General features: G+C 45.3%; 17 protein-coding genes and 1 pseudogene. 7 read left to right on the top strand and 11 right to left on the bottom strand.

The window, feature by feature from the left end; all coding sequences use genetic code 11:
• Positions 1-26: 26 nt before the first annotated feature.
• Entirely contained in the window at positions 27-1,997 is a 1,971-nt protein-coding gene (locus tag ACXAFI_RS07855) for a hypothetical protein (RefSeq protein ID WP_475108348.1), read from the bottom strand.
• 241 nt (positions 1,998-2,238) lie between these two features.
• Between ACXAFI_RS07855 and ACXAFI_RS07850 the strand changes: the two genes are divergently transcribed.
• The gene (locus ACXAFI_RS07850) at positions 2,239-2,400 is read left to right on the top strand and encodes a hypothetical protein (RefSeq protein ID WP_475108347.1); all 162 of its coding nucleotides are present in this window, start codon (positions 2,239-2,241) and stop codon (positions 2,398-2,400) included.
• 363 nt (positions 2,401-2,763) lie between these two features.
• Here the strand turns inward: ACXAFI_RS07850 and ACXAFI_RS07845 are convergent, their stop codons facing one another.
• Positions 2,764-2,970: a hypothetical protein gene (locus tag ACXAFI_RS07845; RefSeq protein WP_152453753.1), complete on the bottom strand. Its 207-nt coding sequence runs from the start codon at positions 2,968-2,970 to the stop codon at positions 2,764-2,766.
• A 1,178-nt stretch (positions 2,971-4,148) separates the two neighbouring features.
• On the opposite strand from ACXAFI_RS07845, the pseudogene ACXAFI_RS07840 reads away from it, so the two are divergent.
• From ACXAFI_RS07840 to ACXAFI_RS07830, 3 genes and pseudogenes are all read left to right on the top strand, one after another.
• Positions 4,149-6,389: pseudogene (locus ACXAFI_RS07840) on the top strand (ribonucleoside triphosphate reductase).
• A gap of 2 nt (positions 6,390-6,391) precedes the next feature.
• Entirely contained in the window at positions 6,392-7,018 is a 627-nt protein-coding gene (locus ACXAFI_RS07835; protein WP_475108346.1) for an anaerobic ribonucleoside-triphosphate reductase activating protein, read from the top strand.
• Positions 7,019-7,077: 59 nt separating this feature from the next.
• Entirely contained in the window at positions 7,078-7,200 is a 123-nt protein-coding gene (locus ACXAFI_RS07830; RefSeq protein ID WP_475108345.1) for an LPD1 domain-containing protein, read from the top strand.
• Here ACXAFI_RS07830 and ACXAFI_RS07825 read toward each other — a convergent pair.
• Entirely contained in the window at positions 7,160-7,933 is a 774-nt protein-coding gene (locus tag ACXAFI_RS07825; RefSeq protein WP_475108344.1) for an FMN-dependent NADH-azoreductase, read from the bottom strand. The genes ACXAFI_RS07830 and ACXAFI_RS07825 overlap by 41 nt on opposite strands.
• Before the next feature lie 121 nt (positions 7,934-8,054).
• On the opposite strand from ACXAFI_RS07825, the gene ACXAFI_RS07820 reads away from it, so the two are divergent.
• A complete protein-coding gene (locus ACXAFI_RS07820; protein WP_475108343.1) occupies positions 8,055-8,930 on the top strand; it encodes a LysR family transcriptional regulator in 876 nt (291 codons plus the stop codon).
• A gap of 401 nt (positions 8,931-9,331) precedes the next feature.
• Here the strand turns inward: ACXAFI_RS07820 and ACXAFI_RS07815 are convergent, their stop codons facing one another.
• Genes ACXAFI_RS07815 through ACXAFI_RS07805 form a run of 3 tightly spaced genes read right to left on the bottom strand, consistent with a single transcriptional unit; the run spans position 9,332 to position 12,519 of the window.
• Positions 9,332-10,165 (bottom strand): SDR family NAD(P)-dependent oxidoreductase, encoded by an 834-nt coding sequence (locus tag ACXAFI_RS07815; RefSeq protein WP_475108342.1) that lies wholly within the window; start codon positions 10,163-10,165, stop codon positions 9,332-9,334.
• A 1-nt stretch (position 10,166) separates the two neighbouring features.
• Positions 10,167-11,135, bottom strand: coding sequence for an NAD-dependent epimerase/dehydratase family protein (locus ACXAFI_RS07810; protein ID WP_475108341.1), 969 nt, complete (start codon positions 11,133-11,135; stop codon positions 10,167-10,169).
• 13 nt (positions 11,136-11,148) lie between these two features.
• Positions 11,149-12,519: a flavin-containing monooxygenase gene (locus ACXAFI_RS07805; RefSeq protein WP_475108340.1), complete on the bottom strand. Its 1,371-nt coding sequence runs from the start codon at positions 12,517-12,519 to the stop codon at positions 11,149-11,151.
• A 90-nt stretch (positions 12,520-12,609) separates the two neighbouring features.
• Between ACXAFI_RS07805 and ACXAFI_RS07800 the strand changes: the two genes are divergently transcribed.
• On the top strand, positions 12,610-13,638 hold the full coding sequence (locus ACXAFI_RS07800) for an AraC family transcriptional regulator (RefSeq protein ID WP_475108339.1): 1,029 nt from the start codon (positions 12,610-12,612) through the stop codon (positions 13,636-13,638).
• Between the two features lie 508 nt (positions 13,639-14,146).
• The gene (locus ACXAFI_RS07795) at positions 14,147-14,701 is read left to right on the top strand and encodes a BON domain-containing protein (RefSeq protein WP_475108338.1); all 555 of its coding nucleotides are present in this window, start codon (positions 14,147-14,149) and stop codon (positions 14,699-14,701) included.
• A 650-nt stretch (positions 14,702-15,351) separates the two neighbouring features.
• Here the strand turns inward: ACXAFI_RS07795 and ACXAFI_RS07790 are convergent.
• The 5 genes from ACXAFI_RS07790 to ACXAFI_RS07770 all read right to left on the bottom strand — a co-directional run bounded on the left by ACXAFI_RS07790 (position 15,352) and on the right by ACXAFI_RS07770 (position 24,520).
• On the bottom strand, positions 15,352-15,636 hold the full coding sequence (locus tag ACXAFI_RS07790; protein ID WP_475108337.1) for a hypothetical protein: 285 nt from the start codon (positions 15,634-15,636) through the stop codon (positions 15,352-15,354).
• Between the two features lie 147 nt (positions 15,637-15,783).
• Entirely contained in the window at positions 15,784-16,113 is a 330-nt protein-coding gene (locus ACXAFI_RS07785; RefSeq protein WP_475108336.1) for a hypothetical protein, read from the bottom strand.
• A 176-nt stretch (positions 16,114-16,289) separates the two neighbouring features.
• Entirely contained in the window at positions 16,290-16,802 is a 513-nt protein-coding gene (locus tag ACXAFI_RS07780; protein WP_475108335.1) for a hypothetical protein, read from the bottom strand.
• Between the two features lie 168 nt (positions 16,803-16,970).
• Positions 16,971-17,381, bottom strand: coding sequence for a hypothetical protein (locus ACXAFI_RS07775; RefSeq protein WP_475108334.1), 411 nt, complete (start codon positions 17,379-17,381; stop codon positions 16,971-16,973).
• Between the two features lie 2 nt (positions 17,382-17,383).
• Positions 17,384-24,520 carry an FG-GAP-like repeat-containing protein gene (locus ACXAFI_RS07770; protein ID WP_475108333.1) on the bottom strand — a complete coding sequence of 2,379 codons (7,137 nt, stop codon included), beginning with the start codon at positions 24,518-24,520 and terminating at the stop codon, positions 17,384-17,386.
• Positions 24,521-24,766: the final 246 nt, after the last annotated feature.

The following is a 24,766-nucleotide window of genomic DNA, read 5'->3' as shown; positions in this document are numbered from 1 at the left end:
TAAAAACAGGCCCCGGTTGATAAGGGTTAATTCACACTTTTAGAGTGGTAAACAATCGCTTGCCACACATTTTGCTGACCGCCGATATAATTCTCAAAGGTAGGGTTCTTAATATAATTCCAGGCCACTTTGCCGTTACCCAGATACATTGGCTCATCCAATCCACCCCATCCATAATCGGTGAGTTTTACCGGCCCCTCAAGTACATTCAGATCTGCGTCAATCTCCATCACATAATAGGCTTTTGGAACCAGCATACGCATGGCCTCGCCTTTCTTATTGTAACTACGATTATATGGAAGGTTATCGGAAATACATTGGAACTGTGCATAACCAAACAGGTAACGACCGTTCTTCAGGTCGACGAGTTGGGGGTCACTAATCTGGCAATCAGAATCTTCAGCCAGCCACCTGATGCCAACCCCCTCAATATTGCCTTCCCAATCAACCTTGGCAATACCTACGCGAGTTAAAGAAGATTTATCCAGGGCGCCGCCAGAATAGAGCCCTTGCCTTGGTATCAGTGAATAGTCACCCTCATCATATTCGATCTCTTCGAGGTACGAGAAGAAGCAATTTTTATTGGCCTTAGCAGCACATTGATCATCAAAAGGGCCATCTCCACTGGTATCAATACCGAGGGTATCCTGTAAGAACCTATTCATATCCTCATCTTCGATGTACTTCGGTGAGACGATAACAGATAAATTGGTATTAGCATCAACCGGAACGACTGTGTGCCCTCCCCCATTCGAAATCATTGCACTTGTTGTAGGAACAACGTGATTGTAGGTGCCTTCCAGGATGGATGAGCCATCATCTTCCATTTTGATCGCAATTGCATTCAAGCCAGGTGAAGGGTGATATTTATTTCCATCACTGGTGCAGAGCGCCCCAAACATTTCATTTCCAGGGTTATAGAAAGCCCGGATATTCAGTACATGACCATGTCCACATAACCAATCCCAACCTCTACGGTCATCTCCCGTCATTGTTAAGGACCAATCATCCCGATCAATCACGGTTAATCCCGCTGAATAATGAGAGCCACTTGAGAGTACACGTGCAGTGACTGAAAAAGCATAATTTGTACGCCCTTTGCTGTCGTTCTCAACATATATAAGCTCTTGGGTGCCTAAGTGGGTACCGCCATGCATTTTATTAACTACGTAAGTATCCGGTTTTTCAGATAAGGGTTTGTCATCCCACTCCATTAACCAAATCTGATCATTGTACTTTTTCTGATTATCAGTACCTGCAACACTAGCAAGATTGTCTTCGTTAATCTTCATTTTGCTAGTGCCATGCTCTTCCACTATGTCTTTCGTAATGTCGTAGCGCTCACTGGCCTTATATTCTGTGTTACACAAAACAGCAACCCTAGAGCAGTCTGCGCTAGCTGTTATACCGTGAGACTCATAACACTGTTTCAGAATCGTGGTATTTCCAGTTTGATCAAAACTTGAAGTTTCAGGGTTATATTGGAGTTCATAGACTGAGCCATAGGTCGGATTTGAGGCGCTTTGTCCTTCAGATAAGGTTGTGGATACAAACATCCGAGGCTTATCTGTATCAGTTGCACAGGTCGCAGTGTAACTACGAATGGGGATATCGATATTTTCCTCATCTTGCTCACTATCTGTTCGGCCAATATAGTGTGCAAGCTGATACACTTCCTGTGCGTTTACCATTGCATCAGGCAGTGTAATATCGGTGGCCGTTATTGTAGCAAAGCCCAGATCGGAGCTTGAAACACCTCCAACCGTTACCGTTGAGGGATCATTGTCGGGAAGAGGCGTATCGCTCCCAGTATCACCGGAACCACTATCATCTCCTTGGTTGTCGCCACCCTGATCACCACCATTATTACTGCCACCATCGCTCACAGCTGGTGTCTCAGGTTCGGAGTCTGAAGAACCGCCCCCTCCGCCGCTACATGCAGCCAAAGTAGCAGTTAATGCCAAAACCAGTAAATTTTTGCTAAATAACTTGTCCATAATCGCCTGAAATCTTATTTTTTGATTTGTGTGTTAGGTAAGAATTAAGAATTAAGTTCCAATGAGTCACGAAATGAAAATACGAAAAGAATTTTATTTTTTCGTGAATATTTTTCTGTGTCGCATTTAAAAAAATGAAGAAACTAAAGCCTGCCTATATCGCTGCCTTTCTGACGATATTTGTCACCTATATACAAAATGCGTTAGAAGTGCTCTCTACCACCATATAGCTTTACTAAAAATGGGGGATATTATTCAGCATGAGCACCCAGAATTGCTTCTTGATGACAGCCGAGTGCCTGCTGAAGCAATAGTGCTGGAGGTTTTAGCAGCAATAAACAAACGCTTAGCCGAAAAATCCGAGCAACAGGCTCTTCCCAGAGCCATGGGGTTAACTCTTTGATAGTGCCAAGGGAGCCTCTAGCTTGCGCTACACTAAGATCGGATACAAACACCTACAAACTGAACACCATCAGAATTATTGTTATTATCATCTTATTCAAACTCACCTCCCTTATAATAAAATTTATATGTGGCTTAAACCACTAATGGCCATAGGCAATGGAGCTAGAAACCAATCCGGAATCAATTATTAGCAGCTGGGAAGTAGGATCAGACGACACAAAAAAACACAACCCCATAACCACGAATAAGTGAATTAGGCAAGAAGGGGTTTAGGTGTGAAAAATTTTGGTAGGTGCAAGCTTTTTTCTAATCTCTGACAATAAAAACATTCGGGCAAAATATTGCCCGAATGTCCTTTCAATCAATTGCAACCGTGTCCGTCTACATCTGCTCCATCTTCAACGGCATTACACTTCGGACAGCGGAAGCCACCACCTTCCACATTCTTATAGTTAACATAGGTCCATCCTTTGGGTGGATTTTCAGGCGAGTACTTCTCCCTAGTTGGCTCAGCAGTGGGATCGGCAGGATCTATAGAGCCTTCATTAGAAGTGACTTCAATTTCCATGTTACTTTTCCTTATTAATCAGCTTAACAACATCAGAGGATATGGGTGCTTGGCATATTGACGGTGCTAATCCAGCCAAAGCCTCTCCATGCACTGAATTAACACGACGGTATTCTAAAGGAATATATATACAGGGCAGCACACTTTTAAGGTCACACGCTGTTACACGGCACGTTTACCAGCCATAAAACTGCACTTTAACTGATACCGCGCCAAATGACATCAAAAATCACTTTACTAAAAATCCGCATTCTTAGAATGCGGATTTGCCCTCTGCCCCCTAAAAGGGGGCTATTGAATCAGCTTTCCTAGGAGCTGCTTCATAACTTGAATCAGCTCATTATTGCAGGACTTTTTTCTATGTAATTGCGTGAGAATAACTGATTTCAAGATATGAAATAACCTTTAGAAGGGTAACCAATAAAAACCAATTACCGACCTCACTTTCGTACCGACCTAACATGAAAAACTCATGACTTCCAGAAGTCACCAGCTGTAAAGGGTCGTCTTTATAGACCTCATATGCAAACATCAGCTTTACAGTAAAAATGGACAAATAAATAGCTAAGGCAGCAAGGCACGAGACTCTGGCTTTTTAAAGAGCTCCGACTTATGAATCATATATGCCGCAACACAAAATATATCCAATCAGAAAATAGAGAAACAACTCATTTCCGACTTATCTTGTCGCAGCCCCTAAATAAACCAATTAATCCCCTACCCTATTAACATCTAAATAAACCATGGCACCCTGACCTTTTGAGTCAACCATAATATTTTACTTCGCTGCGAGCTAATGGAGGGCAGAGTAAAGTAGCGTTATCAAAATACCATCTTTTTATTTTTTTAAAAAAGGATAGAGATAGCTACTGTGCCCTTTACTAGCATATTTTTTATTGGCAATTCCTAGATTTAAAAGGACCACTAGGAAACTGTTATCTAGCAACAAGTGTGGATCTGACTATTTTCCGTGCAATACACCCCAAAATACTTAAGCCATACCACCATTACCCAGTACGGACGCCTTGATACTTTAATATTTTCAAACTAGACCCCTACTCTTTGGCACAACATAGTGTGCCACTTGAAGATCCAAAACACTATATATAGTGATCCAGATCAAGTGCTTCTCCCCTGGACTTTTATAAGCTTCCCGCACAATCTGTGAAGGAAGGCCCATGACAAATACCGCTAATCCAGAAATTGACAGTGCCATATCTCCTGTTCAAGATCTAAGCAGCTTACTGGTGCGAAAGCGGGATGGACGCGCTGTAGCTTTAGATCCTCAACGTATTACTTCGGCACTTGTGCGAGCCGGACAGGCTACTGGTGAATTTGGTGAGGATGAAGTTGATTGGCTAACCCAGGGCATCCTGAAAGTGATTAATCATCGCTTTGATGCAGCGACACCGGTCGATATTGAGGAAATCCAAAATATCGCCGAGCAAATATTAATCAATTGCGATTATATAGATACAGCTCGGGCCTACATCGCCTATCGGGAGCGACATACGCGGATACGCAATGATCGACAAACACTGATAGATGTTGGGGCTTCCATTGAGGAGTATCTGGAGCAGGCAGATTGGCGTGTCGCTGCCAATGCCAACCAGGGCTACTCTCTCGGCGGCCTGATTTTAAATAGTGCCGGTAAAATGATTGCCAATTACTGGCTAAATCATGTCTATTCTCCAGAGATTGGTGCAGCCCACCGGGATGGCGATTTACACATCCATGACCTGGATATGTTGGCCGGCTATTGCGCAGGCTGGTCACTTCGCACCCTGCTGCACGAGGGGTTGAATGGGGTTCCCGGCAAAGTGGAGTCTGCACCGCCCGCCCACTTGACCAGTGCAGTTGGGCAGATCGTTAACTTTCTTGGCACATTGCAAAACGAATGGGCTGGAGCCCAGGCATTTAGCTCCTTCGATACTTATCTGGCACCCTTTGTACGCAAGGATCAGCTGGATTACGCCAGTGTGCGCCAGTGCATGCAAGAGCTGATTTTTAACCTAAACGTGCCATCCCGCTGGGGCACCCAGACTCCCTTTACCAACCTCACTTTCGATTGGGTTTGCCCTCAAGACTTGCAAGACCAGGTGCCGGTGATTGCCGGCAGAGAAATGCCATTCACTTATGGTGACCTGCAGGTGGAAATGGACCTGATTAACCGCGCCTATATTGAGGTGATGAGTAAAGGGGACGCGCGCGGCAGGGTCTTCACTTTCCCAATTCCAACTTACAATATCAGTGAGGACTTTCCCTGGGAGAGCGAAAATGCGGAGCGGCTGTTTGCCATGACTGCCCGTTATGGACTGCCCTACTTCCAAAACTTTATTAATTCAGACCTCAGTCCAAACATGGTGCGCTCCATGTGCTGTCGCCTACAGCTGGACCTGCGCGAGCTACTTAAACGTGGCAACGGATTATTCGGCTCCGCCGAACAGACTGGCTCTCTCGGTGTAGTAACCATCAACTGTGCACGCCTGGGCTATTTGTATAAGGGAAACTGGGATCTCCTACTCGCCCAGTTAGACAAACTGCTGATACTTGCACGGGACTCCCTGGAAGTAAAACGCAAAGTAATTCAGCAGCATATGGACGCCGGCTTATTTCCCTACACGCGTCGCTATCTTGGCACTTTGCGTAACCATTTCTCCACCATTGGCGTTAACGGCATTAATGAAATGCTGCGAAACTTTAGTGAAGACCGTGAAAGTATCATCACAGAGCCTGGTAAAAAACTTGCCGAGCAGTTGCTCGATCATATTCGTTTGCGAATGACGGAATTCCAGGAACAAACCGGCCACCTCTATAATCTCGAAGCCACACCGGCTGAGGGAACTACCTACCGTTTTGCCCGCGAAGACCAAAAGCGCTATCAAGATATTATTCAGGCTGGCAGCACGGAAGCACCTTACTATACCAACTCCTCCCAGCTGCCAGTCGGCTTTACTGATGACCCTTTCGAAGCGTTGGCCCGGCAGGAATCCCTACAATCCCGTTATACGGGTGGCACTGTGCTGCACCTTTACCTGGGCGAACAACTGCCAGATGCCGATAGCTGCCGCCGCTTATTACAGCGCGCCCTGAAAAATTATCGGCTGCCCTATATCACAGTAACTCCCAGCTTTTCTATATGCCCAGTACACGGCTACCTGAGCGGCGAACACGAATTCTGTCCCCGCTGCGATGAGGCTCTGCTCGCTCGTGAGCAATCTTGCTGCAGCGATTAAAACCAACCACCAAGGAGAGACATCATGAATAAATCAACCTCACCACTCAAAAATGAAGACCGTACCCGCTGTGAAGTCTGGAGCCGGGTGATGGGCTATCACCGCCCGGTCTCCTTCTGGAATCCTGGCAAACAATCGGAACACAGGGAACGCCGCTTTTTTGTTGCAGGTAATGGCAAATAGCTATGGCTGAAAAGCTGCGCATCGGCGGTTTTACACCATTTACCGCTATCGACTTCCCTGGTGAATTGGCCGCAGTGGTCTTTTGCCAGGGATGCCCCTGGCGTTGCCGCTATTGCCATAATAGTGATCTGTTGCCGGCCCGTGCGCCCAGTGCTTACGACTGGGACCAGATATTGGGTTTCCTCGCCAGTCGGCAAGGACTGCTGGATGCGGTGGTATTTTCTGGCGGGGAGCCAACTGCCCAAGGTGCATTGGAAGCCGCCATTACCCAAGCCCGAAGCCTGGGGTTTAGGATAGGTTTACATACTGCCGGGATCTACCCTCGAAAACTGGGCCGCTTGATCCCCAGTTTGGACTGGGTTGGGCTGGATATAAAGGCGTTGCCGGAAAATTACCCTGCCATTACCGGGGTAGATGGTAGCGGTACAGCACCCTGGCAATGTGTAGAGCTATTAGCCGAAGCGGGGATATCGATGCAAGTTCGCCTTACCAGGCATCCTCACCTCACCAGCGATGAAGAGCTGGCTAAAATTCAGGAGAAGCTTCGCAACAGTGGTGTTCATCATTTAGAGGTGCAGCGCTGTAATACTGAGCAAGCGCTTGACCAAACTCTGAAGTTTATTTCATAGGACTAAAAAGTTTGCGGGACCATATAGAATCAGCGGTCGGCCAAGGACATCTTCTTTTTATGACTCTTCTGGTATCGGGCTCAAAGACCAGTAAAGAGGCCAAGCTTGGCCTCTTCCTGAAAGGAAACCAGCACCAGCAGATCAATCTTGCATTTGAGCAATACTTTGCTTATTTAGTGTGAGCGCTTTGGGTTGTGTTGAATAAGAATGAGGAGGCTGGCTTTTAAGCTTAGCAGCAATCTCTTTGGCCAATAACCTGCTTTGCAACAAAGCCTGGTTTACCGAATTTCTATGCCGTTCATCCGCAAACTCCTGATATTCGACGTTGATCTCATGGATTTGATCGACCCCCAGGTAATGGCTCAGCGTTCTGACATGAGGGCCCAAGTGATTCATCTTCTCGCGTATTCCCCCCTCTACAAAGCCAAATTCACCAGCAGAAGTAATTAGCACAAGAACCTTCCCCGACATAATGGGCTCAAGCGGATAGTCTCCACGGGCCAAGTCAAAAGTGAAGGTTTTGTTAATACGTATCACCTGATCGAACCAGGCTTTTAAAGCCGCCGGCATGCCGTAGTTATACATTGGAGAAGACATCACTATGATATCGGCCTGGTCGAGTTCACTGATCAAAGTGTCCGATAATGCGACTAGGGATTTTTGCTCTTCACTACGCTGATCTTCTGGAGTGAATACAGAGGCAATCCAATCCTGGCTAATAACGCCTGGCGGGGTCTGGCCAACATCCCTATAGATGAACTTATCTTTAGGTCTGAGCCCGAGCCAGCTCTTCATAAAACTTGCTGCAACGGCCTTGGAGATAGAGGAATGTTTTGGTATGTCCTTATACTCCTCCGGTACCATAATAGCCCCAAAATGCTGGGCACTGGCTTCAATATGAAGAAGGGTTTTCATGCACTAGACCTCAAATAGTTCATCATTAGGTCCAACGATAGTGCGGTCTGCATGCATTCTTGACAAATGAGATTTCATTGCTTATAGATGAATTTATCTCATCTATAAGCAAGAACTGTCCATGTATCCAAGCCTCCCCTCCCTCAATTCCTTAAAGGTTTTTGATGCAGCTGCAAGGCTCGGTAGCTTTAAGAAAGCAGCGGAAGAACTCTTTATTACCCCTACAGCAGTTTCCCACCAGATAAAAAACTTAGAAGAAACGCTAGGCAGCCAACTATTTGAACGTAAAACCCGTGCAATACAATTAACAAAGGAAGGAAGGCTACTCGCAGAAACAACTTCACGAATTTTTCAGCAACTTGCCGAAACCATAGGTGAAATATCCAATTCAAATCGTGTGATTTCTGTCAGTACAACCTCATCTTTTGCGGCTCTGTGGCTGGTTCCCCACCTGGAGCGCTTTTATCAAAAGTATCCTGATATTGAGATATCCATTTCGACCGGTGAAAAAATAGATGATATTGAGCGCCACCGACATATTGATATAGCTATTCGCTACGGGGAATTTGATCTAAAAGCAGAAAATACGACAAGGCTTATTACGGAATCAGTGGGTATGTACGCTACGCCGAACTACTTATCAACTATAACGGATATCGAGCAGGCACAATTGTTAGAGACCAAATGGATTAACCAGTCTTTAACCTCATTCAGTTGGGAATCCTTACTTGGCGACTTCAATAAAAACCTTACCATCCGTCAATATGATCAGGAACATCACGTTATACAAGCCGCACTGGCTAGCCAGGGGATTGCTTTAGTCAGTTCCCTTTTAGTACAGAATGCTTTACAGAACAAATGGTTAGTGCCGTATAAAAACACAGACATAAAAAACAAAGCCAATGGACTGTCATACTACGCAGTAACCCCAAGTCGCAATATAAATAATAAAAGTGTAACTAGCTTTCTTTACTGGTTGACTGAAGAAATAAAGTAAGTTATGAAAATATTTAAGATGTGATTCCCTATAAAGATAAGTAATTATTATTGTAATGGAAAAACCCTTGGGACTTATCGTTAAAAATACTTTTTTGCTTGACATAGGGCTTTTAACTGGAGTAACTGTGTAGATTTGGATCGAGATCCAAAAGCAATGTATTAATAAACATAGCGAGCTTCCTGCTTCACTTGCTGGGATGGTAGATTTAAGCAGTATAACCCCCAGATATACTTTATTTTCAGAGTTGGATTTAATACTCAAATTCCCACACTGAGTATTGAGCAATGTATGATAAATAAGTTCTATATCCAAACCTACAATGCCAAGCTACTTGAGCTAACTTCTAGAAGCTTGAGACCTAAACATATTATTTCAGGCTCAATATCATATTAAATGACTTAAGGATTTGACGCAGCCGCCAATTCAATTTGAAAACGCTTTCTTAACTGTTTGAGAAATGTCGTTGGGGCTAACCTGTATAAATAGGCTCCAATCAGGCTTATATCTTTCGGGAACCAACGCCCCTTGCCCTTTTCCCAGGCTGTCACAATCTGATTGGCCATCCACTCAGGGCTACGTACTGCTCCCACTGTGCTCCTTTGGTGCCTGGCTCGTCCACCATCTCCATCTAAAGCATTTTGCTCAATCAATGTGGACAGGAAGCTCGGGTAAACCATTAATACGCTAACCCCCTTGTTCCGCACCTCTTCACGAAATACCTCAAAATACTGGTGCAAAGCACTCTTGGCTGCGCAATAGCCCGCGCGCCCCAAAACCGGCATCCATCCAGCCATTGAACTGATATTTACCACACAGCCAGAGGCCGCTTTCAGCTCTGCAAACAAGCCCTGAGTAAGTTCTACCGGTGCATGGTAATTGACTGCCATCACCTTGCGGATTACCGCACTAGACGTTTGTGTCGAGAGGCTTCGGTGCGTAATGCCAGCGTTGTTTATTAGCAGATCAACTCTTGGATACTCATTCCGTAAGGATTGAACCAATTCCGCCAATGCCAAGCTATTGGCTAAATCAACGGTATATGTTCTGGCTCGAATACCGCGCCCTCTGAGTTGTGCCTCTCTTTGACGAAGTTTTTCAGTGGAAACATCCAACATAAGAAATTCCGCAGTGTATTTTCTTGATAGACATTCGGTAATTGCCCAGCCCAGTCCTCCGGCAGCTCCGGTTACCACAAAAGTTTTCTGTGATTTATCTGCCTCAATAGTAGCCATCTCAGCTCTCCCCAACTGACGGTGAGAGTTTGCTGGAGGGCGGTCTTATTCCGAGTGCTTTTTCTGCAAACAAATAAAAGACTTCCTTAGATGTCTTCTCTGGAATAAATCCCAATTCTTCTTTCAATAGGCGGTTATCCAGAACCGGCCTGTATTGCAAAAAGGCTACATGATCTGGGTGGGTATCCGTTAGGTGGAGGCTATAACCTAGCCAAAGTACCCCTTTTAGCATCCAGACTGGCGGCCTTATCAGTGGCTTGGACAGAATCTGTGCTATTTCCTTTGGGGTAAGACTGCCATCACCGGCCAGATTGAATATGCCGCAGGCCCCAGTCTTCACACCAAAGGATAACGCGCGAATCACATCCTGGTCCCAGATAAAGACAAAAGGTGAGTTATGACCACCGGGGTCCAGAAGTATTTTTCGCTGAAACAGTGTGCTGATTTTGTTATTCGTTTTTTCGCCCAATATAGAGGAAACGCGAAATACCAGCTGCTTCAGATATGGGTGCCGCTCACGATATTCAGCCAGCAGCTCCTCAATTTTGCGCTTGTTATTGGAATAACCAAATTCAGGATTACCGCGCAGAGGGTGGTGCTCTTCGAGTTTTGGTGGGTTATCGGGATAATAACCATAGGCGGCGCCACTGCTTGTCACAGTAATATGCTCAACGCCTGCGTATAGACAAGCCTCGAGTACATTTCTTGTGCCCTCTACATCGACACGATACTCAGCAATATGATCCCGCCCTGCAGCCATTACCGATGCTAAGTGAATCACATGAGTAATAGATTCTGCCTGCATTATTTTCCCAAGATCCTTATCACAGATATCCTTAACAAAGATTGGAAAGCTTGCGGTTTTCGTGTGAATATCAATCCCAGTGACTGGCAAGATCTTGCTCAGATACTCGCCAAGTTGGTTTCCGATATAGCCTGCCGCACCTGTAATCAAAATCCGAGGGTTCATTCTTAATATCCTATCAAGAAGTTGCTTGTAATCCGCCAGCCTGATAGGTCAAGGCTTGAGGTGAGAGATCTTTTAGCAGGTCGGCTTTATGCTTTTTGATAACCTTTAGATAAGAATCTTTATGTACATAATACGCCATGCGCTCGAGGTCAAGATATCGCATACCACCGTCTATACGTTTTGCCGATTTCTGCTGAATAACCTTCCTGAAACGATTGGCAGATGGCGCTCCAGCAATTAGCTGGTGAATAAAAAGGGCTACAAGCTCCGCTTGCATATTGCGCCCCTCCCACCCCAAACCAGCCGCTTCTATCATGCCCATCATAAAAAGGTTGTCTGATTTCGGGTCGAATATATTCAGGTACAGACTCGGCGTATAGCCGTTCCAATTTAACTCTGCTTTATCTATGAATGGATAGTGCAACTTATATCCGGTGGCCTGCACAATCAGGTCATACTCTTCACATTCACCAGCTGAGAAATGCACTTTATGCCCATCGACCGATTTAATCGCCGGCCTTGGGTTGATATCTCCGTGGCCAATGTGGTGCAGCAATAAAGAGTTGACTACGGGATGGGATTCAAAAAGTCGATATTCAGGTTCAGGCAGCCCGTATTGAGATGGGCTCCCTAGCGAGAGCCGAATCAGAGACTTAGTTAGGCGTCGCTTTAAAGTGAGAGGTAGCTTGAGTTTGCCACCCAACTGATCAATAGGTCGACCAGAAAAATATTTAGGCAGGAAGTGATATCCACGACGCAGACTGATATCCACACTTCTCGCCCGATGCACCGCATCCACGGCAATGTCTGCTCCGCTATTGCCACAACCAATCAAAAGAACTCTTTTTCCGGCAAAGATCTCCGGGGACCGGTACTGAGAGGAATGTATTAGCTCCCCGGTGTATTGGCCGAGTAATTCCGGTTGGTTTGGATAATGTAATGTACCGCTGGCAATTAATAAGCCGCTAAACTCCCGTGTTTTATCCTGCCAATTCCTGCGGGTAGTTACTAGCCAGCCATCTCCGCTACGCACACATTGCACAACTTCCGTATCAAACTCATAGTGACCGTAAAGACCAAATTCTCTTGCATAGAACCGGAAATAATCACCCATGTCTCGATGACTTGGATAATCAGCGACACTCTCATCCATCGGGAAGTCGGCAAATTCGGTCATCCTTTTAGAAGAGATGAGATGTGCCGATTCATACATAGTGCTAGTTGGGCTGTTGATATCCCATAGTCCGCCCACATCGCTGTGTACTTCAAAACCGATACAGGGGATACCAAGCTTGAGTAGATTTCTTACTGTACAAAGGCCCATAGGGCCAGCACCTATAACCGCGTAAGGTTTCATGGCACTTCCTTTTCCATAGCCATTCAATTCGAAGCTCAGACAGGGGCAATATACCGTGACAAATCAAACGGAGATTGTCATTATCGGGCAGAAGCTGGTTAATTTAGGACATCCGTAATGGATTTGACCGATTCCAGAAGTGTGAATCTCAGCTACTCAAAGGCTTTGCTGGAAGCCTTGACCAGCTTGGGCCTACCCATTCCAATGAGAGCAAGTAAAGTGCTGTCTCAAATAAGTCGGCATGAACGCGTCCCAATTCATCTACAAGAACGACTTTGGAAGGCGATTATCGATAGCTATCCCGAACCGCTGTTGGGAATAAAGCTAGGGCTTGCCATGCAAGCTAACCACATTGGGCTGGTCGGCCACTTGCTCATGACCCAGAAAGATCTCCAAGCAACCATAGATCAGTTAGTTAGCTATCACCCGCTGCTGGGAGAAGGGGGTCACTTTGAGGTGCACAGTGATACATTTTCCGTTAGCCTCTGCTACTATCCAAACTTTATCAAGTTTGCACAAACCCGCGTAGAAACCATACTGGCTGCCTGTATCGCTCAAACCAAAGCTTTAACTGGTGGGAAGTTTCAGGGCTGCAAATTACTTCTCTCATACCCTGCTCCCAGCCTTGCCCTCCAACAGCAGTATCAGGAACTCCTGGCAATACCGGTACAGTTCAATGCTCAGTTTTCGGCAATCCTATTCCCTATTAAAGACTTGGCAACTCCTCTGGTGGCGGCAGATAAAGACGTTGTAAGCTGTTTAAAGCCGAAAGCTGATGCCCTTTTGCAAACGCTCGAGAAAAAAAGCTTTCACAGGAAAGTCACCCTGTTACTTCAACAAACTCCCTACTTAACTCGAGAGCAAGTTGCCAAGCACCTCTGCCTTAGCACCAGGCATTTAGGCCGCAAATTGCAAGAGGAACACACCAGTTTTCGCACAGTCCAGGATGAAGTGCGCAGTTATTATGCAAGGCAATGGTTAGTGCAAGGAGAGATGTCCAATAGCGCTATCGCTATAGCCTTAGGATATTCTGATGAGAGTGCATTTGGTAAAGCATTCAAACGCTGGGAAGGCATCTCTCCTAGCCTATATAATAAGCGCCAGAAAGAGATTCTAAAGCGGCTATGGATACCTAAGCTAAGATAGATTAGTTAATATAGTTCAGCAAACCCCTTCCCATAAAACAACTTCAAATATCATACAAATATTCAGCGTACCGTCTGCTCACAATTATTTACCTGGATAGCCGGAATCTTTAATAAAATTAAAAAGGACACCGGTATATAGTTGGATTAATAAGTCTGAAGTCAAAAAATTTTCTAATAGCAAAAAATCCAGCATGACTCAATGAGTGTTACGCCGGACATTTGACAAAACTACAAACTCTCACTATATGGCTCACAGGTTAAATTTTTGATATCGATTATTTGGCGCATGAGAACACATTTAATCACACTAGAGTTCAAATCGAAAAACAGGTAAATATTTAATACGACCCCCATGCAACCACCGCCTCAAGAAAGATTATTTTTTCTAACTAGTGCATTGATCACCCTGGATTATTTATCACCCACCCAAGAAGATCCATGAATCAGGAATCCCGAAAATATTCAAAATACAAGCAAATCAAGCAACCCAAAAACAAGGAAGAACTATGAGCCTTATCAAAAAAACCCTAAGTTCCATGGCAATAGCTATGCTCGTGTCATCTGCAGCAATAGCCGAAGAAAATTCCAATCAGAAAAACTCGGCCATGAATGACATGTGGCTGGATGGAAAAGCAGAGACTGTACTCTTGCTAAATAAAAACTTAAACAGCTTTACTATTGACACCAAAGTTAGCAACGGCATTGTGACCCTATCGGGTGAGGTAGATAGCGAAATTGACAAGCGTCTAGCTGGGGAGCTGGTTTCAGGGATAAAAGGCGTCAAGAGCGTTAAAAACGAACTCACCGTTACAAACAAAAAGAGTATTAGTGACACTATCTCTAGTGAGTATACAGACGCAAAGATTGCAACCGTTGTTAAAACCCGACTATTGCTTGATCAGGAGATCCCTGGTACCAAGATTGACGTCTCAGCCCAAGGCGGAACCATCACCCTGAAGGGGTCAGTAAAATCCAGTGCCCAGAAAGATCTCGCTCAGGCGATTGCGGAAAACACTGAAGATGTAAAGAAAGTTGTGAATAATCTGACAGTAGTTAAGTAGTAGATTCTTGTGGGGCTGTTATGGCCCCTATTACCCGAACCACCTAATCAAATACCTTCCTACCCGGACCTCTAAAATTATAAACTCCAAGACTTCGAGTAGCTCCTAATGGCTTCATGGAACACTACACTAAAGGACATATTCATGAGTTTCTGCATCATGCGCTAGGCAATGTTGTAAGGGATATCCAGATAGTAAGCTAGCTCCATTTAGGGAATACCTCCTGCATTCAACTTTGAAGTGCATTAATTAATCATCAGGAAAAGAACGGTCAACTGAAAGTAACATCTGCCGTTTCTTCCCCACCAAGAGATTAAGTGATGACAAAAAGCTACTGACAGATGACCGAAGACCGAAGACCGAAGACCGAAGACCGAAGACCGAAGACCGAAGACCGAAGACCGAAGAGCAACGATGCCATATCTGGGCACTAAAGAAAAATGAAGAATGAATGGAGCCAGAGGGCAATTGCCAGGAAGATTGGGATTAGTCAGCCTACGATTTGCAAGGAGCTAGTGGTCCGCGGTTAATTCTGTAATGATTGTTTTGTACGTTCTACTGAAGCCAGGATTTGACCTGACAGAACACCTTATGAAAAACCGGTAACTGTCAGATCAAGTCTGAACCACTAAAAATTAGGTTAAAATTTACTACTCAATCTCAATAAATGCTAGCGTGCAACGCTGCGGATCAGTACCAACATAATTCACCCAGACCTTCACCCTCCTCTCTGACATCTGGGCAGCGGTCACCAAAGAAAGGGTCATTTTTCGCATATCGGGATCTTCCAGCCTGCCCACGCTGATTTTATCGCCATAGCAGCCTACCGAAGTGGGCATACGATAAATAACAAAATCTCCATTGGATGACACTCTAACCCAGGGGGTACCATTGGAATAAAAAGGGCCTTCCGCAGCCGACGTAAAGGCACTCAAAAAGAAACACCCAAAAAATAGAACTCTATATATATTTTTCACTTACAATCCTCAAAAACAGAATAAGAAAACCAATCAACTCAAATCTTAAACCAAAGCTTTTTTAACAAACAGCATTTGTTTCACCACCACACACTGACATAAAAATCAATCGATCTCCATAAACGCCAATTTACAGCGCTGAGGCGTTGTGGAATCAAATTTCTCCACCCAAACATTGACCTTTCTTCCAGACATTTGTGCAGCAAGCACCAAAGACATCACCATGCCTTTCATTTCTGGATCCTCTGTATCGACTACACTGACTTTATCGTCAAAACAACTAGCGGCAGCAGGCATGGGGTAAATTACGAACTTACCATTGGATGCCACCCTAGCCCAAGGAGATCTCTCCGTAGTATACGGCCCTTCATAGGCGACCGCCGTAACACTTAAAAAAAGCACCCCTAAAATTAAATACTTCTTAAGTCCACTCACTATTAACACCTTACACCATTACTTAACAGTAAAATCACTTGTAGCGACCGAGACAACAGACGAATCACACTCAATCCAACCCTCACCTCGACAGCCGAGCCTGTACCCTAAGAATCAATCTATCCACAGAGAGCCATATAACGCCAATACTTTACTCTTACCCCATTAAAAGTCAGCTATTTCCGACCACACCCCACCCACTTAATCTCAAGCCTTTCAGCAATATCTGAATGACCACGGTACTTTAGAAACTCTAAGGACTCAGGGTACCGCTTACTCAACTTGCAAACACCGTTTAATCTCTCAAAATAATTGAGAAATCTTTCATTCCCTGACGCCAACGATACCCTGTAAAGAGCTTCATCTTCTAATGTAAAGTATCGCCTATAAGCATCTATACCTCGTTCACAAGGAAACTCCTCTCCTTTTATCAAGAGCAAAGAATTTTTTATGAACAAATACTTTCCCCTCTCATTTGTATCAGGGTCTATAGAACATAAAAACTTATCAGTATAGACAGGCTCACCATTCGAATAATTACGCATATCCGGAATCAACTTTATCAAAGTTGATTCCGCCCCACCCATAAAATCAGATACCTTTCCATTCAAATCTAAATTCCCAGCATCTGATTGTGCCTGAGAACATCCGCAGATAAGTACTATTAAAACTATCAAAGACCTAGCCATCAAAACACCCTATTAAAAGACATTCTCGAAGGCCAAATCAGCACCGGCCACTTACTCCCAACTCTATTACCCTGAAAAAGAACCATATAAAGCCAACATTTTACTCTAACCCCAATTAATTTTCTTTATTTTCAGGCCAGGCCAGTTCATTCCTCTTGTTTAAAAGGACTATTTCGTCTCAACCTCCACGAAAGTGGTATTTAGCTGCAACTCAATAGACTTGATAACTTCGCCTGCTAAGCTTTCAAGCTTGCCAACCGGCATTTTATTATAGTCATTGGCTGTCAGAATCAATAAGTTAGGGACACCAACATTAGTTACTATTAAAACAGGGTCTCCCTTGAAATAGAGCGCTGTAAAGAAAGCTTCCTCGTCATTGCTCAGGATTCTCATCTTCCCTCTATCCTTCCTGAACACTTCAAACTTGTTAGCCTTTGCAAACTTATCTAAAAAGTTTTCAACCTGATCAATTTTAGTATTATCAAAATGCGCAGAGAACTTTGCATGCGGTTCAATACTTTCTGAATTACATGCTACACATGACAAACACAACAGCATCAACATAAATACCCTTAACATATTTACATTCCATATTTATCAACAACATCTTGCACACCAGGACCAAACAACCCAACACCTACCCAGTTGTTAAACCTTGGCGCCCAACCAGAGCCTGTTCCTATCAGATCGTAATACAGGCTTCCATTTTCGAAGTGAACTCTATGGGTAACGTCTCCAGGATGGAAGTTATGCCCATCTAAAGTGATATTCACACTCGTCCGATTCATAATATCTTCTGAGTGATATATCGGCTGATTTCCCAGAGGTCGAAAAACACCTTTAATCAGAATTTTATCCCCAGATCCTAAATCCTCATCGCTAAAAGGAACGTCGTTTGCGTTTACATGTGAAAATACTTTATCTGCATAAGATGCATTACATCCTTCTGTAGATGTACTACATATAAAGCCTCTGACCTTATAAGTATGGTCATCACCATCTAAAGATAAACTCACAGTAAGTCTCTTTTGTGCATTTTCAGCTAATTTTGAACTATATGCATTAAACGCATAAAGGAATGCCCCCGATGTCGCTCCATTGGCAAATTTTCCACCGGTTATTTCAGAAACCGTTCCACTGACAACACCAGAAGCTATACTTTCCGCAGCAATATTATCAAAACTCAGTATTCCTGGCGTTGCTAACTTTGTAAGACCGGCACTTGCAAAGCCATGCCCAAATTTGCCCCCTTGAAGGATAGACATCACGCCACCCACTGAACCTTGGGCGACAACCAGTTTGGCAAAGTTGCTTGGTGAAAGGTAAAGGTTTTTACCTGCTTTTATCGCATGTTGCGCCCCTTCAGCAACTTGCATCTGTTCAAAACCTTTCGCAACCCCATAGAAGGCCATAGCACTAACCCCGCCCATTAGCGCTCCCTTAAAAACATTACCTCCATTGACTCCAGCACCAATACCGCCAGCAATAGCGCCATACACAAAGCTCTGCCACAAACCAGGGCCTAACCATGGCTGCCAAATTGTCAGTGCAATACCAACAATCGCACCTATATACGGTTTGACGCTCTTCCACAACTTATCTAAGAAGTAGCCACTAGGATCACTAGCATTCAGCGGGTTATTGCGCACATAGCTATAGCGGTTATACATCTGCGTATCTTTAGCGGCCTGAATAAATGGGTCCGCCTGCATAAAGCGCGCCAGACGCGGATCATAGATACGGCCATTCATATGAATCAGCCCCACCTCATCCAGCATTTCATGGCCGGTGAAACCACGGGTGGTGCGGATGTGATCGAAGTTCGATAGCGCAGTCAGGGATAACGCATTCCAGTTAGCGCTATTCCTACGCTGCCCCCAGGCATCGAAGGACATTTCTTGTACCACCTTGCCGGTTTTATCGGTGATCAGGTCCATGGAACCCAGGTGGTCCTTGTAGAGGAACAGCTTATCGGTAGAGAGTACCTTGAATTCCTTGTCGGTTTTTACGGTATAGACTGCCGTGCCCACCAGGTGACGCTTCCACTCGATCTCATTGGGCTTACTGGACTTCTGGATACGCTCGATACCGCCGATATACCAGGTCTCTGTCACTTCTCCGTTACTACTATTAGTGTCCTTGCGGTAGTAGCGGCTATGGCTGGGGCCATAGAGGAACTCTGTGGTGTTATTTCCCTTTTTAATCAGGGAGGCTTTATCGAAGGTGGTGTAGCTAATAGTACGGCCACCATCAAAACCATCGGAAGTCATATTGCCGTTGAGGTCATATTTATAGCTAACGCCTCCAGCGGTTGTTACCGCATGGGGGCCAGCGCCATTTTCACCATAGACATAATCTCCCACGCCGGCTTTAAAGGTGATATTGCCGATAGCGTTATAGCGGATATCCTGTTCGGAAGCGCTGAGGCCACTACAGCTGAAGTTGCTACTGCCCACATGGGTTTTGATCAGACGGTTGAGCTTGTCATAGCAGAAGCTCTCACGCAGATCCTTGCTTCCGCTTTGGTTGTGACGGCTGGTGAGGTTACCGAGGGTATCCCACTGGTAGCTGATGTTTTGAATACCAAAGGTTCCCAATACCGTAGAGGTCTGGTTTGTCAGACGACCGGTGTCAGCCTCGTAGCTGTAGCTGGTGGTTGCGCCGTTACCTAACAGTTGCTCTTTCAGCTGGCCACGAGCGGTCTGGGCTTTCACTTCCTGAATCAGGTCTCCAGTGGCCAGGTCTACCACCTTGTAGAGATACCCATAGGCATTGTAGAAATTCTGAGTCCCTGATTCACCCCCATCGAGCATGCTGTCCAGAGCATCGTAACTGTATTCAACACGGCCATGGCCATCAAATACCGTGGTGGTGACGTAGGAGGGTTGCGCACCGGCCCCATCAACATCCACCGCCTGGATATGATTTCGACCAACCTGGTCGTACTGATACACCGCCTGATAGCCAGAGACGCTGTCCATGACCATCTCCACCTGCCCTAAGCCATTGGTGGCACTGTCATAGAACCAGGAGACATCGCTAGAGGGTTTAGAGGAACCCTTGGGCTTTTCAATGCGAGTGGACTGTCGACCCAATAGATCATAGGTTAACTCTACGGTATGACCATTCGCGCTGGTTTGCTTTTTTAGTTCGCCGAAGCCGGTATATTCGTAGTGCCATTCTCCCTTATCCGGGTCGTCCATACGGACTTTTCGGCCCAGGTCATCGTATTCGATAGTGACCACAATGGGATAGCTGAGGCCGTCGCCCTCATCGATATGTGCACCGGCAGTATTCGCCTTGCCCCAGGATTTGGCTTTATGCAAATTGCCCTGGCTGTCGTATTCATAAGTCAGTCGACCATCGATAGCATCAATGACTTCAACCAACTCGCCAGCAACATTTTTAATCTCCGTTTTTTGCTGGCCTTTATCATTGGTGGTGATGGTCTTAAAGCCGCTATAAGTCATGCGGGACTCAGAGTCATCTGGTGCAGTCACAAGGCTCGGTCGACCGAGCAGGTCGTACTCCATTTCAGACCACAGGCGGGTATCACCAGAGAAATAAGGCTCGCTGGCAAACTTCACCCGGCCCAGGTTATCGTATTCTTTATCGGTATAGATTTTACTGTTGAAGCCCTTGGTTTCAGTTCTTATAGAACGCCCCAGTGCGTCGAAGTATTCCCTACTCCAGCTACCGGTACTGCTGTGAGTAGTCACCATATATTGTGCACCGGCCGGGCAGCCGATAACACAGCGCTCATAATCTGTCAGTTTATCCGCGCCGGTATTACTTTGGCTGATGGTTTCACGGCCAAACTTATCGTAGGCAAACACGGTTTCCAGCCCATTCATCCCTTTAACTTCCAACGGAGCGCCAAAGTGATTGCGGGAAACTACCCTTTCGGTTAGGTGATCGAGGGCATTGTAGCCTTCAAACACATAGCGGCCGGAAAGGTCATACACCGTTCTTGCGCTGCGAGCGGTTTCACCGGGGGCAGTTACCGTCTTTTTAACAACATTGCCAAAATCGTCATATTCGTAGGCGGTGGTCTGTTTGTACTCTGGTCTATTGGGCTCAATAACCTCGCTTTTCAAAAGACCTTTATGTACGCCTGATGAATAATAAGTAAAGGCTGATTCCCTGATATGGCTGGACATACCGGGTCGGGTACTGGTCACTTTTGTAGAAGTGAGGCGGCCTTTCTCTTTTTCCCAAACGGTGCTGCCATAAGTATTTTGAGTTTTCTTGACAAACTCCTCGCCAGAGACGCCATCTTTTGTGACGACATTAATACTTAGCGCATTGCCAAAGGCATCGTAACTGTTTGTGGTGGTGACGCTTTGCAGCAATTCTCCCTGGGTACTACCCGCATCCTTTAAGTCATAAATTTCTTCCACCGCTTCGTAAATATAGGGTTGGTAAGGTGGCAGAGGTTTTCCGCTACCATTCCATCCCTGTAAACGCCAATTGTTGGTCGCCCGGCTTAGCAACTGCCCTTCGGCTGTACGGGTTTCGGTCTTTAACGGCATGCCCACAAAGGGGAAGTCCTGGCGGTAAGTGGTTTCTGTTACCACCCCGGTCTGATCATCAGTAGTGCTGATTTTCTGGAAACCCAGCATACCCCGGCCGGCAGCCTGGAGTTTCATCTGATGGTAGTGGTAGGACACAGAACTGAGGGCGGACTGGTCTACAGAACCCGGTGAGGCAGCGGCAGCAGGGGCAGAACTCTCCACCTTAGCAACAAGATACATCGGGCTAAGGATATCCAATACCGGCTTATCTTTACCTAAAGTGTGGCTATCTGCTGGCAGATCCCAATCGCCATTCAGTGCGGTATAGAAAGCTTTACTACTGCCTTCCGTTTCCATATCCAGACGAGTATAAAGCTCATCACGTCGCATGTTCTGATAACTGATATTGGTAACATTACCAAGACCATTATCGATCTTATTAATTACATTGCGCGGAATATTCTTATATTGAGAATTTCTTGAATTATCCAGGCGGGTGTACACTTTACCGCTAGAGGCATCATAACGGTGATAATCGGCCTCTCCATCGCCATTCGTGTCGGCAAACCATATCATGTCATTTGAAGCTATCTCGCCACAATCTCTAGAGGTACCCCAGCAAGGAGAGATATGATCAAAAGTCCTGCTATCGGAACGATCAATAAAATTGCCAGTATTCTGATCAAAGTAGCGGACTTTTACTTCATTATATGGAGAAGAGACCGGCCATACAAAATCCTGATAACCATCGTTATTCAGATCTACAAAAGAGCCTCGACTACTTCCAAGGTAGCCCAGATCTTTAAATCCAGTGCCAGTGCTGAGTTTGCTATAAAAACTACTTGAATTTCCTGGATAGGCAATGTCCGTGAGGCCGTCGCCATTAATATCGATCGCAATTGGGCTTTTTGAAGTATTCGTCGTCGAGAGCACACCAATAGAACGGAATTCCTTCGCCTCTTGATCGAATACCGCAGCTTCAAATCCAGAAGAGGTGGCCACCAGGATATCCATAGCGCCATCGCCATTAAAATCTCCCAAGGTATCTGGTACTCGGCCGCTAGATTTCATGCTGGCAGCACCAGAAATATTCAATGGGTAACTGGTGTATTCATCACTGAACTTGTAATAACGATAAGATGAGGCTTCTTCCTCTCCTGAAGATTCCATCAGGCGAACGCCTACCTTAGCTCCAGAACTCTTGCTATAACTAACCGAAATGTAGTCAGCCAGGCCATCACCATTAAAATCGGCAAATATGGCATCTTTATTCGATCTGCCGGTATTAATCGGCCTGGAATCCAGCCTCCAACGTTTATTTCCGCTATCGTAACGACTCAGGAAAACAAGCCAATATCCTGCTGGGAATCCATGCTTGGTGGAACGTGGATTATAAATAGCGAGATCATGGCGACCATCACCGTTGTAATCCAATACACGTATACTGAACCCCGAACCAACATTAGTACTGGTAAAGTATTCGGTAGTAAATAAGCCTCCAATGAAGTCCTGTTTTAAAAATACTGAACCATATGAAATCGCATATTTAACGCGAATATCCGTGTCGCTTCCATCGTCGTTATACCCTTCAATCCAGACGATATCCTGTTTGCCATCGCCATTAAAATCTGCGTACTTATAATCAGTTAGAAAACGGTTCTTGGTAGGAGAAAAATCAACAGCTACAGACTCACTTCCATATTGGTGCCACGGCGCCTGTAGCCATTCGAAACTGATCGCGGGGAGACAGCTAGAACCTACACACTCCTGCAATGACGTCAGCAAGGAAGTTCTATCATTATATTTTCCACCGGGAACAAAGGGCAGAACAGGGTTATAGCCAAGATTATACTCGCGAATCACTTTACCATTGGACCTGGAGGTAATTTTTTCCAAGCGCTTAATGGTCTTGAATTCATAGCCTGCGGTATAGCCCCGAAGGTGCTCAGGGCGATCTTCATAGGAAAATGCTACTTCTGCTTCATAGGAACCCGAACCATAAGCATAGCGGATAGACCTAACACGGTGCCCAGACTCCGAATCGCCCTCATACAAGAATTCGATAGGATTACCAACGCTATCCTCAAAACGATTTTGGGCCCAAGTGAGTACATTGCTACCTGCAAGTTGCTTGGAGTCACTACTATTTCCGTAGTAACTGACTGATCCATCCTTGCGCTCCACCTTAAAATACGACGGCTTGCCAAGACTGCCACCTATTGAAGTGACAGTGGCAAAAGAATCCATCTCAGTTTTGTAAACCGCACCCACTGCGCCATATTGAGAGCCACCCACTTGTATTAAGCGCTGCCCATCCAGGCAGAATCTATCTGACTCGGTCCAGTTAATCGGCCCAACATTACCGTCAATTGACAATGTCTGGCGACATCGGGAAATTCCAGAAAGGCCACCAATAGCCCATCCTTTACCAACCAGGCCGTTACCACCGCTACTTCTGTAGTTCAGTGAAATCTCGGGTACAACTCCCGCTGTACCTGCGGCAGTTGCTATTGGGAATGAGTAGGTTGCCGCGCCGGATTCATTAACACGGAATTGACCACCAGAGGCCCCCGCCATACTAGGCGATTGGATATTGGCAGGGGTGGAATATTCACCAAAAGCACCAGACTCATCTGCATGGAAAACAAAATCCCCCGCAGTGATATCCTCCCTCCCATCATCATTCTTATCCTGCACCACCACAGAGTCGACTCCTACACTGGCAAGGATTGCTGCCGCATAAGCAATTGTGTCATCACTGTTATCGGTAGAGAGAGTTTGAACAAGCGCCGGTAAGCCATTTCCCTGTGCATGAATAATCAGGGGCATGGAGGCAAGAAGGAGTAAATCTGTTGCACCATCACCATTGAAATCACCCAGCAGCGAAAAGTTTTCTTCTAATCGCTCAAGGTTAGCAATTTCTAGTTCGGTTAGGGTCTCTTCCACAGGATCTTCATAACTCTCCTTGTTTTTTCTTAAGTACAAAACAAAGTTTGGAAGCTGCGGCATTACCAGGGGAGTAATTATGTCTCCATGGATAAGTATAATTGGGCGGTTATACTCGAAGTAAAGATCTTCACGCCCATCATCGTTGATATCTCCTTGATAAATGGTATACCCATTTTTTTGTATTCCCGAAGCAGCAGCCACTGCAGAAGAAAAAGTGGCACAAAGCACCAACAAGAAGAAATAAGAAACGCGCATAACTATCTCTATAAAGATATCAACAGGGTCAATCTTTTAAGGCAAGAAAATGGAAATTTATACCTTATTAAAATGCTTCAGAAGTATTTTTTTTCAGTGCAATCTTCATGAGCAGGCAATCTCAGAACGCAGCATTCCCCACGGAACACTCCGCACCCAAGAAAGACGCGGAGTATAGTAGTCGCACGTTTTTTAAACAAACCGAAAGTTCGCAAATAAATTTATTTAGACCAACTGGTCGAGAAT

It is taken from the genome of Microbulbifer sp. ABH2_005, assembly GCF_056160005.1.
Note: the sequence above shows the minus strand (reverse complement) of the source record. Positions and strands in the feature narration are given on the sequence as shown.